Here is a 15023-nt window from a genome sequence, read left to right on the forward strand (position 1 = left end):
CTCATGCGTCGTAGAGGTCCTCCACGGTCAGGTCCAGGCGCACCGGGGTCACCCCGACCCGTGCTGCGGCGGCCGCAGCGACACGCTCGCGCACCTCGTGGACGGCGTCGGCGGAAAACCTGCGGTACGCCACGGCAAGGCTCATCTCCACCTCCACTTCCCCGACCGCCTCCGCGGCGGCGATCCGGCAGCGTCGCGCACGCACACCGTCGACGGAGTCGGCGGCGCTTCGCAGCACCGCGGCGACCGCCTGTTCGCTGATCCGCAGCCCGCCCGGCTCCGGGCCGGGCAGTGCGAGCATGTGGTGACGGCGGGTCTCCGCGCGCACCGAGGACATGATCCGTTCGACCAGGCCCAGCGACACAGGCGCTGCGTCCTCCGAGGCCAGACCGCCGGCCACCTGTCGCAGCACCACCAGGCCCTTCCGCGTCGCTGAGCAGTACGCGCAGGTGGCCTCATGGGCGTCGGCCGATCCGGCGTCCGTCGCATCGAGCCGTTCCCACACCGTCTCGGCATCGCGGCCGCAGGGCAGCATGCAGCCCTGAGCCTCGCTCATCGCCATGGAGCCATCGCCTCCGCCAACTGCGCTCGAGCGCGCGCTATGCGTCCACGCACTGCCGTCTGGGTGGTGCCCGTGGCACCGGCGATCTCCATGTAGGAGCGCCCGTGCACCTCTCTCAGCAACCAGCAGGCCCGCTGCTCGGGCGTCAGCCGTTTCAGGGCCTCCCCGAGCGCCGTCAACTGCTCGCTGACCTGCGCCGCCCGCTCGGGTGCCCCAGCGGCGTCGACGGATTCGCGACTGTCCAGGTCGGCTTCCGCGACGGGTCTGCGGGCCCGGATGAGGTTCAGGCACCGATTGGTGGTTGCCCGGTAGAGCCAGCCGAGGAACGCGGTGTGGTCCCGCAACTGCGGCAGCCGCCGCCATGCGGTCAGGAACACCTCCTGCACCACGTCCTCGGCATCGCCGCGGCCGGCCAGCATGTGCAGTGCCAGGCGGTACATCGGTCCCTGGTAGCGGCGCACCAGCACCTCGAACGCCCGTGTGTCGCCGCCGCGCGCGCGGACCACCAGGGTGGCATCGTCCAACGCCACCTCCTGTGCGGAGACGGCGAGCCGGGGACCGACATCTGTGGGCGATGTCATCGGCACAGCCTTCCTGCGCCAGGCATGCTCTCGCCTTCTTCCACACGTACTGGATTCCCGGCCGCACCACGGCGGCAGTAGAAGGACACAGCGGCCGCGCCATCGTCACGGCTCATTGAGCATCTGCCCTGCGCACGGCCGACGATGCGTCGCGTCGCGACGTTTGCGAGGAAGCGCTGCCTCGGACCCGCAGCGCACTGCCTCCGTCGTCGTGGGCAGCGCTTCTCGAGATGCGACCGACACGATTCGGGCGAGACTGGTGAGTACAGGACTGGTCTTGAGCCAGGGCCATGGTGCCGAGGCGACGGCCCATCGAGGCACTGATCGCCGGGTGGTGGATGGCCTGCCGTCCGAACTGAGGGGGGATCCAGTCCCCTTTCGTTGCGCTCCCGAACGCGGTCGTAGTGGCGCTGTCGGTGGAGGCCGCGCCTGCTGTGGAACGGCGAGTGCCCCAGGGATGAAGGTGACGTGTTCATGGACGATCAGACCAAGATGGCTCTCGCCGCGGCCATCGCCGGTGGCTACGTGCTGGGCCGGACGAAGAAGGGCAAGCTGGCGCTGAGCGTGGGGACCTATCTGGCGGGCAGGCGGTTCGGTCTCGAACCGCGCCAGCTCGCTGCCGAGGGAATGCGCAGGCTGGGGGAGATACCGCAGGTCGCCGAACTGCAGGACCAGCTGAAAGGGGAGGTTCTCGAGGCCGGCCGCAAAGCGGTGACAGCCGCCGCCACCCGCAGCATGGGGACTCTCGCCGCCACGCTCCACGAGCGCACGGCCGGCCTCGGCAAGAAGAAGGAAGAAGAGGAGCCGGAGGAGGACTACGAGGAAGGCTACGAGGAGGAGGAAGAGCCGGAGGAGGAGTACGAGGAAGAGGAGCCTGAGGAAGAGGAGCCTGAGGAGGAGGACGAGGAAGAGGAAGAAGCGGAGGAGGAAGCGGAAGAAGACCAGGACGAGGAACCCGAACGCGAGCGCCCGCAGCGCAGCAGAAGCTCCCGGCGGCCGGCTCGACCGCAAAGGCGTGGCGCGTCGAGGCGTGAGGAGACCCCCTCTGGCCGGAGCGCTTCCGGCGCAGCGGCGAAACGGGGATCCGGAAAGAAGAGCTCCGCATCGAAGCCGGCGGCGAAGAAGGCTGCCCCGGCGAAGAAGTCCGCCACCGGCAGGCAGGCTCGTGCGAAGAAGGCGGCGTCTTCAGGGCGTGCGGAGAAGAAGACGTCCCAGCGTGCCGATCGCCGGAGGTAGTCCACCATGGCCAAGGAGACGAAGGAACCGGACGTGAAGTCGGCGGTGGGCGGAGTGCGTGAGGCGTTGTCGGGCTTCGTCGGTTCACAGGTCGAACGGCTTGCGGAGAAGGCCGGTGACAAGCTCACGGACGTTACCGAACAGCTCACCGATGCCGCCGACAACGGCGGGTCGCTGCTCAAGATCGGCTCACGCATCCTCGGTGGCGAGTCCCCCGTCAAGGCGTTCTTGTCCGAGAAGGCCAAAGGCGTGAAGGACAGCGTCGTGGACAAGGCCAAGGAAGCGTTCGGCGGCGGCAAGGGCAAGTCCGGGGGCGGCGGCAAGAGCATGAACATCATCGAGGTCCTCGACGTCGGCGTGTCTCTTCGCACGGCCTACGACTACTGGACGCAGTACGAGAAGTTCAGCAGCTTTACCAAGGGTGTTCGCTCGGTCTCCAAGAGTGACGAGGTGGCCAGCGACTGGAAGGTCAAAGTCGGCCCTTCCTCGCGCAGTTTCAAGGCGACCGTTCAGCAACAGATCCCGGATGACCGGATCGTCTGGACCTCCGAAGGTGCCAAGGGGTCGACCAAGGGGGCGGTCAGTTTTCACGAACTCGCGCCGGAACTGACCCGCATCGTCCTGGTCATGGAGTACTTCCCGTCCGGGTTCTTCGAGAAGACCGGGAATCTGTGGCGTGCCCAGGGCCGCCGTGTCCGCCTGGACTTCAAGCACTTCCAGCGGTACGTCACGCTCGCCGACGAGGAACCGGAAGGCTGGCGTGGCGAGATCCAGGACGGTGAAGTCGTGATGTCACACGAGGAAGCCCTGGAAGAGGAAGAGGCGACCCAGGCCGAGGACTCGGAGGACGAGGGCGCGTACGAATCCGTGGAGGACGAGGACGGCGCCACCGAGGACGAAGACGAAGAGGAGGAGGACGTCGAGGACGCCGAATCGGAGGACGAGGACGAGGACGAGGACGGGGACGAGGACGAGGGCGAGGAGGGACGAGGCCGAGGCCGATGACGACTGGCCGGGGTGGTCCGTGCGCCACGGGGCCGGTGGACTACGACGATCGGGTTGCGGCGGGCGTCGCGGATCGGGGTCCCTGTTTCGTGAAGGCTCGTGAGGGCTTGCCGGTAAGACGCGATGAGGCCGGTCTCGACGTAGGGGAGGTCCAGTTCCTTGCAGTAACGGCGGACTATGAGGCATGCGCGGCGTAGTTGAGGGGGCATGCCGGGGAACAGGTGGTGCTCGGTCCGGTGGTTTGAGGCCCCCGAGGGCGATGTCGTCGATCCGGCCGCCACGTACGATCCCCGGCTCATGAGTCGGCGTAGTCCTCGACGCGTTCGCGCGCGTTCCACCCGCAGCAGCAGCGGGAGACACTCGCCCTCCGGCAGCAACGCATCGAACGCTCGACCACGCCGGCGACGTCCGGATCCGTCGTCGCGCCGGAGAGGCGCGCCCGCACGCTCTCCAGCGACCACGTCTGCCGTGCGGTCTCCAGCGGGGGAGCAGGAACGATCCCCGCGCATTAAGGACCGCTGATTGGTGACGTGGACAGCGACCGCCTGACGCGTCGATGAACGCTTGGGGATGCATCGTCCGGACCAGGGTGTCGAAGCGCGCTGCGGGTCCCGTGAGACGGATGCCGGCCTCAGGGGCGAGTTTCTACGGGTTGCTGTCGCCGGACTTGAGCCGGACTCTGTGGCTGAGGTCACCGTTACTCATTGGTAGCCAGTGCCGCTGAATGCCCCTTCTGTGTGGTCTTGTGACGTCTGGACCCTGAGTGGGGAGCCGAGTAAGGTCACTTCGTTTGATTGATCTTCACAAAATTCTCAGATTGTGAGTTGCGCGTAGTGATAAGACGGGGGCGCCGCGGGGGAGCGGCGCGGGGGGTTGCGTCAACGGCCGTCGCCTTGTTGGTGCTTGGTGGCGTGTCGGCCGGGTGTTTGATGCCGAGCGCGGTGGCGGTAGGCGTTGATGAGGGGGCAGAGGCGGCGGAAGCCGTTTCGGGCAGGCCTGCGGATGAGGCCGCGCGGGGGAAGTCGTTCTGGGAAGACGACGGCCTTCCGGTCAAGAGTGCGGAGCAGAAAGCTTCCGAGAGGGCCGTCGCTGAGGGCCGCCGTGTTGAGGTGGGCACCCTGACGAATGAGGCGAATCAGGTCTTTGCCAATCCTGACGGCACGTTCACGGCGGAGTCTTCGCCGGCGCCGGAGCGAGTACGCAGGGGTGGCTCCTGGGTGCCGATCGACACCTCGTTGGTCAAGCGTGCCGATGGCCGGTGGGCGCCAAAGGCGGCCCAGGACGTGGTGCTGTCCGGCGGGGGCGATGCGGGTCCGCTGGCCAAGATCACGCGTGGTGGCACGTCGTACGAACTGGGAAGTCCCTGGGCGCTGCCGGTCCCGAAGATCTCAGGCTCGCTCGCTGTCTACGAGTCGGTGCGACCCGATGTGGACCTCGTCGTTCAGGTGCGTCCCGATGGTTTCACTCAGAACCTGGTGGTGCACACGCGTCAGGCCGCGGCTGATCCGGCTTTGAAGCAGATCAAGTTCCCGGTCAAGACCGGCGGCTTGTCGGTGCGGACCTCGGACAACGGGAATATCTCACTGGTCGATGGCGGAGGGCACGCGGTGTTCTCCAGCAGTGCCGCCCTGATGTGGGACTCCGCTGCGGCTCCGGCCGCGCCCGCGGCCGCCCGTGTCGGCAAGTCGAAGGTCAGAGCCGCTTCTCTCGCGGCTCCGGCCGAGGTTGCCGCCGAGGACAGTCCGGTGGCTCCCGAGCCGGGTTCGAAGACGGCGGTCGCTGACGTCGACGTCACGTCGGGTGCCCTGTCCGTGTCGCCGGATCAGGAGTTTCTGAGCGCGTCCGACACGTCCTATCCGGTGGTGATCGATCCGCCGGCGGTGAGCGCCACTTTGACGGGATGGACCACGATCTGGTCGAACCTGTCGGGGACGTCGTTCTGGAAGACCTCGCATGCTCTCGGAGTCGGCTACGACGCGTACGTCGACAACAAGCAGGCCAAGTCGCTGTTCCAGTTCGACACCCGCAGCGTGGCGGGCAAGAAGATCCTGGGCGCGACGTTCACGGCCTATGCGATCTGGTCCGCGAACTGCGACAAGCGGGATGTCAACCTCTATCGCACCAATCCGATCTCCGGCTCCACGACGTGGAACAAGCCCCCTACCGGCTGGTCGTACGTCACGAAGGTCTCAGCGGCCAAGGGATTCTCGTCGGCCTGCCCAGACGGCGATGTGGAGTTCAACGCCACCGCCGCAGTCGCCTACACGGCGAAGGCGAAGTCGACGACCACCACGCTGGGTCTGACCGCGAGCAGTACGGATCCGATCGCGTGGAAGCAGTTCATGTCTCCCACCGACGACCGGACGACGAAGGAGCGCAAGCCGCGGCTTTCCATCACGTACGTGTCTCCGCCGACGACCGCTCCTTCCGCTGTGAAGCTGTCCGACCCCAACGTTGCGTGTTCCGCGTCCACAAGTCCGGCACTCATTCGGGACGACACGCCGCGCGTGACAGCCACGCCGACGTCCGCGGACGGATCCAACGCCAGCATGCGCCCGAACTTCGAGCTCTACGCGGGGTCAAGCACCACGCCGATCACCATGAGCCCGGACACATGGACCGTCAGCGGTCAGCCGGGCTCCGATCCCACTCCGAAACTCGTGAGTGGAACGACGTACAAGTTCCGTGCCAAGAGCCAGTACCGCTACACCTACGGCGGGACGACGAGCTTCCTGTACGGACCGTGGTCCAGCTACTGCTATTTCAAGGTCGACACCACCGCTCCACCCAAGCCGGCGGTGACCTCTCGGGAGTACCCGCAGTGCTCGGGCACCACCTGTGACGCCTCACCTGAGACAGGCAGCGTCGGCCAGACCGGCACCTTCAAGATCACCGCTGGTGCGAGCGATGTGCGCCGCTACGACATCTGGCTCAACGGCGTGTCGCTGGAGAGCAAGAAGTTCACAGCCAACACGCCGAGCTACGAGATCAAGGTGACCCCGACCAAGCGCCTCTCCAACGTGCTGCGGGTTCAGACCTACGACCTCGCCGGCAACATGAGCGAGAGCGTGGATTACCTGTTCAAGGTCGCCAAGGCATCCAATCCCCTGGCTGCGTGGAAGCTGGACGGCACAGGAGAGAACTCCGCCGGAAGCGTTCACCACCTGACCTTCGGGGGCGGCGCCGCTTTCACCGACCACGCTCGGCTCGGTGGAGGGCTGTCCGCCAACGGTACGAACGCGTACGCCGCCACCTCTGGGCCGGTGGTGGACACGACCGGAAGCTTCTCGGTCTCCGCCTGGGCGAAGCTCGGCTCCCGCGACAAGCTCAGCACGGTGGCCAACCAGAACGGCACGAACGTCGGCGCTTTCCAGCTCTACTACTCCAACACCTACGACAGGTGGGTGTTCAACCGCTACAGCCAGGACGCCTCCAGCACGGTCAAGGTCCTTTCGTCACGGCCGGGTGTCATCGGTGCATGGACCCATCTCCTCGCCGTCTACGACAGAAACGCGCAGCAGATTCGCCTGTACGTCAACGGCCGCCTCGAAGCCACGACGTCCTACACCACGCCGTGGGCGGGTACGGGCCCCTTCGAGATCGGCCGGATGAAGAGCACGGACGGTAGCCCTGGCAGCTACTTCAAGGGCGACATCGACCACGTCCAGGCATGGAACCGTGTGGTCTTCCCCGACGAACTGTGGGCGCAGACCAACATGGAGAACCCCGACACGGACCATCCCCAGGCCGCGCTCCTCGCTCACTGGGCCATGGACAACACCTCAGGCACCACGGCCGCCGACGCGTCCGGGCGCGGCCACATCCTGCAGTCGTTCGGCGGTGCCGCTTTCGCTACAGCCGACGACCCGGCCCACGGCAACGTCCTGGACCTCGCGACCGACCAGCGAGGCTACGCCACCGCTCCTGTCGCCCTCGATGACTCCGGGAGCTTCACCGTCGCCGGTTGGGTCAACCTGAACGCCACCGTGCTGGAGAACACCACGGGCGCGCATTCGCCCACAGTCTTCGCTCACCCCGGTGCCCAGCGCAACGCCTTCCGCCTCTGGTACCGGCAGGAGGTGGGAGAAGCGGACGGCGACTGGAACTTCGGCCTGTACCAGACCGATGTACTGGAAGGCCCGGCCGCCACCGTCACCTCGGAGCCGGTCAACCCGCCCGGCAACTGGATCCACGTGGTCGGCGTCTACGACTCGGTCAGCCAGTCGGCCAAGCTCTACCTTGCCGGCCGGCGTGAGGGCGCTGAGGACGGCGTGCTGGTCGACAGCGTCTTCCAGTCCGACCAGCCGCTGATGGTCGCGCAGGCTCGCCGCCACGACAACGGAACATGGGGGAACCGCCTGTACGGGCAACTCGACGACTTGCGTGTCTACGCCGGCGTGCTGTCGGAGCCCGAGATCACCCAGCTCGCGACCGTGGACGAACCGCCGATCGACATCGGCTGATCCCCCCGCCGCAACATCGCACACACCAATCACATCTCACGCGGTGGTGTGCCGGTCCGATCGGCCCGGCACACCATCCGGTCAAGGATGCGGAGAATCCTTTTGTCCAGCACCAGACCAGTGCTGTCCTCATGGTCGTGGAACAGGGCGAGCCGACGCCGCACAGCGGCCGTCGCTCTGCCGGTGACCACGGCCATCATCACCACCCTGCTCGGGGCGGCACCCGCACAGAGCTTCGAGCGGGATCCCAGCGCGCTGCCCAAGGCCAAGTTCGGCAAGGCCAAGCCCTTCGAGGCCAAGCACAAGAAGCCCGCGGACCCCGCCCGGCAGGCCGCCACCAAGACACGCGAGCGAGCCTCCAAGAAGGTCACCTGGCCCACCGGAGCGGCGGCGAACGTCGTCGTCCCGACCCCGGCCGGCACCGCGACGCGCGCTGCAGGACTGCCCGTCACCATCGCACCGGTGATCGACCCCAAGGGGACCAAGACCGGTAAGGCGCGTCGCGCAGCCGCAGCCCTCAAGACCGAACCGGGCGCGCCGGCCAGGGCCGACGTGCGCATCCTGGACCGCGCGGCCACGGCAAAGCTCGGCGTCGACGGCGTAGTCCTCACGGTAAGAAGGTCCGACGGCGCCACGAGCCCGTCCGACCTGTCCGTCGGCCTCGACTACAGCGCCTTCGCCCACGCCTACAGCGGCAACTGGTCCTCCCGCCTCCGCATGGTCCAGCTGCCCGCCTGCGCCCTCACGACCCCGGCCAAGGCCGCTTGCCGCACCACGACGGAAATACCCTCGAAGAACGACACAGCGGATCAGACCGTCACGGCGAAGGTCACGACGCCCAAGGCGGCACAGGCACGCAGCGCCTTCGCCGTACTGGCCCTGTCAGCCGGTGCTTCCTCCGACCAGGGTGGCTATGAGGCCACTCCGCTGTCCCCGTCCGCCACCTGGTCGGGTGGTGGCTCCAACGGTGACTTCACCTGGTCCTACGCCATGGACGCCGTCCCCGCTCCCGCCGGCCCCGAGCCTTCGCTGTCGATCAGCTACTCGGCCCAGAGCGTCGATGGCCGCACCTCCGCCACCAGTGCCCAGCCATCGTGGATCGGCGAGGGCTTCGACCTCCCGACCTCGTACATCGAGCGTTCCTATGCCAGTTGCGACGACGACGGCCAGGACAAGAAGTACGACCAGTGCTGGAAGGAGGACAACGCCTCCATCGTCCTGAACGGCAAGGCCAGCACACTGGTCAAGGACAAGACCTCAGGCGAATGGCATGTGCAGGGAGACGACGGAGAGCGCGTCGTCCGCGGCACAGGCGCGGTCAACGGCGACGACGGCGATGCCGGCACCGACGGTGACATAGGTGAGCACTGGACCGTCACCACCACCGACGGCACCCAGTACGTCTTCGGCAAGAACCGTCTTCCCGGCTGGACCGACGGGAAGACCGAGACCAACTCGGTGTGGACCGTACCGGTCTTCGGTGACGACGCCGGCGAGCCGGGCTACTCCGCGGGCTCCAGCTTCGCCTCCCGCGCGAAGAACCAGGCCTGGCGCTGGAACCTCGACTACGTCGTGGACCCACACGGCAACGTCATGACGTACTGGTACAAGAAGGAACTCAACTACTACGCCAAGAACGGGGCGACCGGCAACGGCACGGAGTACACCCGCGGCGGATACCTCGAGCGCATCGACTACGGCCAGCGCACGGACACCATCTTCTCCACCGCACAGCCCGCCGCGGCACGCGTGAAGTTCACCGTCAAGGAGCGCTGCATCCCCGTCTCGGGTGGCGAGACCTGCTCGAGCCTGGCTTCCTCCAACCGGAATGCCTGGCCGGATGTCCCCTACGACCAGATCTGCAAGAAGGACACCGTCTGCACGGACCAGCCGGCACCCTCGTTCTTCACGCGCAAGCGGCTGACCGACGTCACCACCAAGGTCTACAAGGGCACCGGTACCGGGGCCGACACGGACTACCGCGACGTCAACACTTGGACGCTGGACCACTCGTTCCCCGACCCTGGCGACGGATCCAACGCCGGACTGTGGCTGAAGTCCATCCAGCACACCGGTAAGTCCGGGACACCGATCACTCTGCCCGCAGTGACCTTCACCGGCGTCCAGATGCACAACCGCGTCGACAAGATCGGCGACGACGTCGCGCCGTTCATCAAATGGCGCGTACGAACCGTCACCTCCGAGACCGGCTCGGTGCTGACGGCCAACTACTCCGACCCGGAGTGCGTCGCCGACAGCAACATCCCCTCCGCGCTCGACAAGAACAACAAGCGCTGCTACCCGGTGAAGTGGATCCCCCCGTCCAATCCCACACCCGGCACGAACCCCCAGCCGCGTACGGACTGGTTCCACAAGTACGTCGTCACCCAGGTCCTCGAGTCGGACCCGACCGGCGGCGCCCCGCTGAAGCAGACCGACTACAGCTACCACGGCGGAGGTGCATGGGCGTACGACGACCAGTCCCCGATCACGCCGACCAAGTACCGCACCTGGGGCATCTGGCGCGGATACCAGAAGGTCACCACCACCACCGGTGAAGCCGCCGCCAATCCCACCAGGAGCGTGAGCCTCTACTACCGGGGCATGGACGGCGACAAGCAACTCGACGGCTCCACCCGCAAGGAGTCGGTGACCGACTCCAAGGGCAACGAGGTCACCGACTCAGGGCACTTCGCAGGCCAGCTGCGCGAGCAGATCACCTACAACGGCAAGTCCGGCGCGGAAGTGTCCGGCACCATCACCACGCCCTGGATGCACCGCACCGCCACGGCCACCCATTCCCATGGCACCGTCAACGCTTACATGATCCGCACCGCGAAGGAGGTCACGCGCACCCCCCTGCCTGGGGGGACCGAGATCACCTCCACGACCACCACCAGTTATGACACAAAGAGCGGTGAGCCTCTGACGGTGGAGACCGAAGGCGGCGGCCAAGAGGAGTGCACCCGCACTGAATACGCTGTCAACGAGGCCGCGTGGATGCGGAAGTATCCCAAGCGCGTGGAAAAGGTGTCTGTCGCCTGTTCTGCGACCCCTGCGAGGACAGGAGACCCCAAGACCACCGACGTCGTGTCAGACGTCCGGACGTCGTACGACAGCAAGCCATGGGGCACTGCGCCGACACGTGGAGACGTGACCGCCACTCAGAGGGTGACGGGTTACAACGCCGGAACGGCCCAGATTCAGACGGTCGGCACCGGCACGTACGATGCACTCGGCCGGTCGGTTGACACCTTCGACACCAACGGAACCCGCACCAAGCACATCGAGTACACGCCCGCAGCCGGCGGGCCACTGACCCTGACCAAGGCGAGCAACGCCCTCGGCCACACCACCACCACCGAGATCATTCCCGACTGGGGTGTGAACAAGGCAAGTGTCGACCCCAACAACGGGCGAACTGAGATGGCTTACGACGCCCTCGGCCGCCTCACCGACGTCTGGCTTGCCGACCGTGCCAGAGACAACGCCCCCAGTACCCGGTTTGAGTACAAGGTCCAACGTGACGACGCATCTTGGGTCGCAACCAAGTCGCTGAACAACGACGGCAGCACCTATCAGACGTCGTACGCCATCTACGACGCTCTGCTGCGGCCTCGCCAGACGCAGGCGCCGGGCGTCGGCGGCGGGCGTGTCGTGGCCGAGACGAAGTACGACACGCGCGGTCTCGAGGTGGAGACAGCGGCCGACTACATCGACGCTGTCGCCCCCACGGGCAAGTTGGCCAATCTGCTGACCGCGACTCCGGTCGGCACACAGAAGACCTACGACGGCGCAGGCAGGCCCACGGCCGAGATCGTCCTCGTGCGGGGCAAGGAGTTCTCCCGCACCACGACCACTTACGAGGGCAACGCCACGATCGTGGAGCCGCCGAAGGGCGCGGCGGCAGTGCGAGAGGAGGTCGACAGCCGGGGACGTCTGTCCGAGAAGCGCGAATACGACGGTAACCGCGCAACCGGCAGCTACACCAAGCTGACCTACGCGTACGACCACGCCGATCGGCTCACCAGAGTCGGGGACAGCGACGGCAATACCTGGACCAGCGAATACGACTTCCTCGGTCGAAAGACCGCGTCCATCGATCCGGATGCCGGCCGCACCAAGACCGAATACAACGAACTCGACCAGGTCGCCGTCACCGAAGACGCTCGTGGCGATGCCGGTGTCGTCAGCTACGCGTACGACCTCATCGGGCGCCCCACAGGGAAGCTTGCCGGACGTATCCCGGTCGTCGACGGCAAGCCGGTCGTCGACGACTCCAAGTACCTGGCGCGCTGGTCGTACGACACCGTCGCCAAGGGCCAGCCCACCTCCGCGATCCGCTACGAGGGGGGCAAGAACGGTAAGGTCTATGCCTCCACGAATGCTTCCTACGACAAGCTGTACCGGGTCCTGAAGGAGCAGTACACGGTCAGCACCAGCGAGGGAGCGCTCGCGGGCACCGGCGTCTACACCATCACCAACGTCTACAACCTCGACGGCACGCTCCAAAAACGCACCATCCCCGCGATGGGCGGTCTCGCTCAGGAGACCCTCAGCTACGGCTACAACGCCCAGCGTCTCCCGGACTCCATGCAGGGCCTGACCGGCATTGTGCGCTCGACGAGCTACCTCCCTGCCGGCGAAAAGATCCGCACCACGCTGGGTGTCTCCTCCACGGCAAAGTGGACGGAGATCAACAACTCCTACCAGGACGGAACCAAGCGGCTGGCTCGCCAAACCGTCCTCTCCGAGAGCCGCAGTGGAACCGACGCTGACACTCACTACAGCTATGACACAGCAGGCAACCCTGTCGAAATTGAAGACCGAGCCACCACCCCCGGTGACAGGCAGTGCTTCACCTATGACGGTCATCGCAGACTGAAGAGTGCCTGGACGGCCACCACCGACTGTTCCACCGCACCGAGCACAGGCAACGTCGGCGGCATCGCTGCTTACTGGAAGTCCTTCACCTACGACAGTGCCGGCAACCGGAAGACGTCCACCGATCACCTGGCCGCTGGAGGCCCTGCCACCACCTCCTACGGCTACGACCTCAAGAACGGCGAAACCAAGCGCCCGCACCTGCTGGCGAACACCACCACCACTCCGACCAGCCCAGCCAAGCCCGATACCAGCTACACCTACGACAGTGCGGGTAACACGACCACCCGCACAGTAGGAGCAAAGACCCAGACGCTTGAGTGGGGGCCCGAGAACTCCCTCACCAAGGTCACCGAAGCCGACAACACGGAAACGTCGTATCTCAACGACGCTTCCGGAAACCGACTCATCCGCCGCGACAAGACGGGGACAACCCTGTACCTGGGCGAGACCGAACTCCGGATGGACAAGGCCACCGGCAAGGTCGACGCGACCCGCTTCTACTCGCACGGCGGTCAAGTCGTCGCCATTCGGACGCCCAAGGCCCTGACCTGGATGTGCACGGACCACAACGGCACCGCCAACCTCCAAATCGACGCCACGACCCAAACCCTCACCAGGCGCCAGATGCAGCCGTTCGGTGAGACCCGCGGCTCAGCCCCGGCCAACTGGGTGGGCGAGAAGGGCTTCGTCGGGGGTACCCAGGACCCGACCGGCCTCACCCACCTCGGCGCCCGCGAGTACGACGCCACCACTGGTCGATTCATCAGCGCCGATCCCATCGCGGACCTCAAGGACCCGCAACAGATCAACGGCTATGCCTACAGCAACAACAACCCCGTGACCTTCGCCGACCCTGACGGCAAGTTCTTCGGATCGCTCATCGGTCTCATCGTGGCCGTAGTGCGCTATGTAGTGGCTGTCGTCCACCAGTACCACCGCTACCAGTCCAGCTCACGGGCGTCCAGAACATCCTCCCGTTCCGGGATCTCGCCGTGGGGCACTGGCAACAGCGGCGGTGGCGGATCGGACTGCAGCGCTACCTATCCGGCGTACAAGCCGGGTTGCAGCACAAACGTCGAACCCGCGAACCCCAAAGCGCAAGGCAGTTTCAGCGACTTCCTCGGAGGCGTCGGACACAATCTGGCAGCCTCCGGAGAAGCGATGACGAAGCTCAGCCCTTGGTGCTGGATCGAAGACTGCAGTGGCGGGACGAAGCAGTACGACGACTTTGTTACAGAGCGGGGCATCGACAAGAACACCAAGGCATGGGACGCCGGCAACGCCATAGTGGAAGTGGCAGGCATTTTCAGCCTCTTCGGTGCCGGTAAAGCCTTGGCCAAGAAGCTGCTCAAGGGAGGGGCGAAGAAGGCACCCAAGGCCACTCGCGTCCCTGGCGGGGGATGGGACCTCAGTGGTGGAGCGGACCCTATGAGTGTCGTGCCGAAGAATGCCGTGAAGGAGAAATGGACGCAGCAGCCTGGTGGAGTTGAGCACGGGGTGAAATGGAAATGGAAAGATGAGGTGACGGGGAAGACGGTGCGAATGCGTGTACATGGCCCCGATCTTTCGGCGCCTGCGGGAAGCAATGCCCATGGGGGGCATGTATACCGCATTCAAATATCGAACCAGTATCAAGATATATATGGCAATCTCTACCATCGAAAGGTGCACGACCCGAACAGTCCGAACTATAATCACGAGGGAGCCAACGCAACTCATATCCCTTGGCCCGGCCAGCATGCTCGACCTGCCTATGACTGAGAGGCAACCGTGAGAATTGAGCGGAAGCACCTCGTGACACTCATTCATGAACTCACAAGTCCCCGCCCGCAGATACGTTCATCCGCCAGTGATCGGATCCAAGACTGGATGGGAACCTTCTCCATTGGGGATGGTGAGTTGCTGTCCGAAATCCTGGCGACAGTGGCATCGTGTGAGACCGACAGGGTGTGCTTGGAAGCTCAACTGCACGCACTTTCGGAGCTCGATGCCGCAAACAAAATAGGCGATGCGGACCTATCGTCACTCAGGTGTATACCGGCTGATAGGCTGCACGAGGAGCATGAGGACTACATGCAAGACCTCGCTGCCTACCTGGGCGAAGGTAACGGCGATTCGGCTAGCTGACCCTAGGTGGGGGTTAGCGTCTGTTGGCTGTCAAAGAAGTTGCTTTTCGCCCCCCTGCAGCAGTGGAGCATGACTGCTCTGCATCGTCAGTCCGTGGGCGCCTTCCGAGCGGGAAGGCGCCCACGTCTTGTGTCCGCAGGTACGAGCAGGCAGTGCCGGAAG

At 65.7% G+C, this 15023-nt stretch carries 6 protein-coding genes and 1 pseudogene; 4 read left to right on the forward strand and 3 right to left on the reverse strand.

Annotation, left to right across the window (positions count from 1 at the left end):
* Position 1: 1 nt before the first annotated feature.
* Together QRN89_RS29865 and QRN89_RS29870 are read right to left on the reverse strand one after the other, a co-directional pair.
* A complete protein-coding gene (locus QRN89_RS29865) occupies positions 2-562 on the reverse strand; it encodes a hypothetical protein (protein ID WP_290352525.1) in 561 nt (186 codons plus the stop codon).
* Positions 553-1143, reverse strand: coding sequence for an RNA polymerase sigma factor (locus QRN89_RS29870; protein ID WP_290352526.1), 591 nt, complete (start codon positions 1141-1143; stop codon positions 553-555). Before QRN89_RS29870 ends, QRN89_RS29865 begins: the two co-directional genes overlap by 10 nt.
* Positions 1144-1617: 474 nt before the next feature.
* Here QRN89_RS29870 and QRN89_RS29875 point away from each other — a divergent pair, with 474 nt between their 5' ends.
* Both QRN89_RS29875 and QRN89_RS29880 read left to right on the forward strand, forming a co-directional pair.
* Positions 1618-2379, forward strand: coding sequence for a histone protein (locus tag QRN89_RS29875; protein ID WP_290352527.1), 762 nt, complete (start codon positions 1618-1620; stop codon positions 2377-2379).
* A 6-nt stretch (positions 2380-2385) separates the two neighbouring features.
* Positions 2386-3384 carry an SRPBCC family protein gene (locus tag QRN89_RS29880; RefSeq protein ID WP_290352528.1) on the forward strand — a complete coding sequence of 333 codons (999 nt, stop codon included), beginning with the start codon at positions 2386-2388 and terminating at the stop codon, positions 3382-3384.
* Between the two features lie 59 nt (positions 3385-3443).
* On the opposite strand, the pseudogene QRN89_RS29885 reads toward QRN89_RS29880, so the two are convergent.
* Positions 3444-3669: pseudogene (locus tag QRN89_RS29885) on the reverse strand (acyl-CoA desaturase); the annotation flags it as partial.
* A gap of 644 nt (positions 3670-4313) precedes the next feature.
* On the opposite strand from QRN89_RS29885, the gene QRN89_RS29890 reads away from it, so the two are divergent.
* Both QRN89_RS29890 and QRN89_RS29895 read left to right on the forward strand, forming a co-directional pair.
* Positions 4314-7847 carry a LamG domain-containing protein gene (locus QRN89_RS29890; RefSeq protein WP_290352529.1) on the forward strand — a complete coding sequence of 1178 codons (3534 nt, stop codon included), beginning with the start codon at positions 4314-4316 and terminating at the stop codon, positions 7845-7847.
* 183 nt (positions 7848-8030) lie between these two features.
* Positions 8031-14495: a polymorphic toxin type 30 domain-containing protein gene (locus QRN89_RS29895; RefSeq protein WP_290352530.1), complete on the forward strand. Its 6465-nt coding sequence runs from the start codon at positions 8031-8033 to the stop codon at positions 14493-14495.
* Positions 14496-15023 lie beyond the last annotated feature (528 nt).

It is taken from the genome of Streptomyces sp. HUAS CB01, from assembly GCF_030406905.1.
Lineage (GTDB): Bacteria > Actinomycetota > Actinomycetes > Streptomycetales > Streptomycetaceae > Streptomyces > Streptomyces chengbuensis.

Bases quoted from the DNA above. Each gene is read 5' to 3' on its own strand.
- QRN89_RS29865 (WP_290352525.1), bottom strand. From the start codon at position 562: ATGGCGATGAGCGAGGCTCAGGGCTGCATGCTGCCCTGCGGCCGCGAT.
- QRN89_RS29870 (WP_290352526.1), bottom strand. From the start codon at position 1,143: ATGACATCGCCCACAGATGTCGGTCCCCGGCTCGCCGTCTCCGCACAG.
- QRN89_RS29875 (WP_290352527.1), top strand. From the start codon at position 1,618: ATGGACGATCAGACCAAGATGGCTCTCGCCGCGGCCATCGCCGGTGGC.
- QRN89_RS29880 (WP_290352528.1), top strand. From the start codon at position 2,386: ATGGCCAAGGAGACGAAGGAACCGGACGTGAAGTCGGCGGTGGGCGGA.
- QRN89_RS29890 (WP_290352529.1), top strand. From the start codon at position 4,314: ATGCCGAGCGCGGTGGCGGTAGGCGTTGATGAGGGGGCAGAGGCGGCG.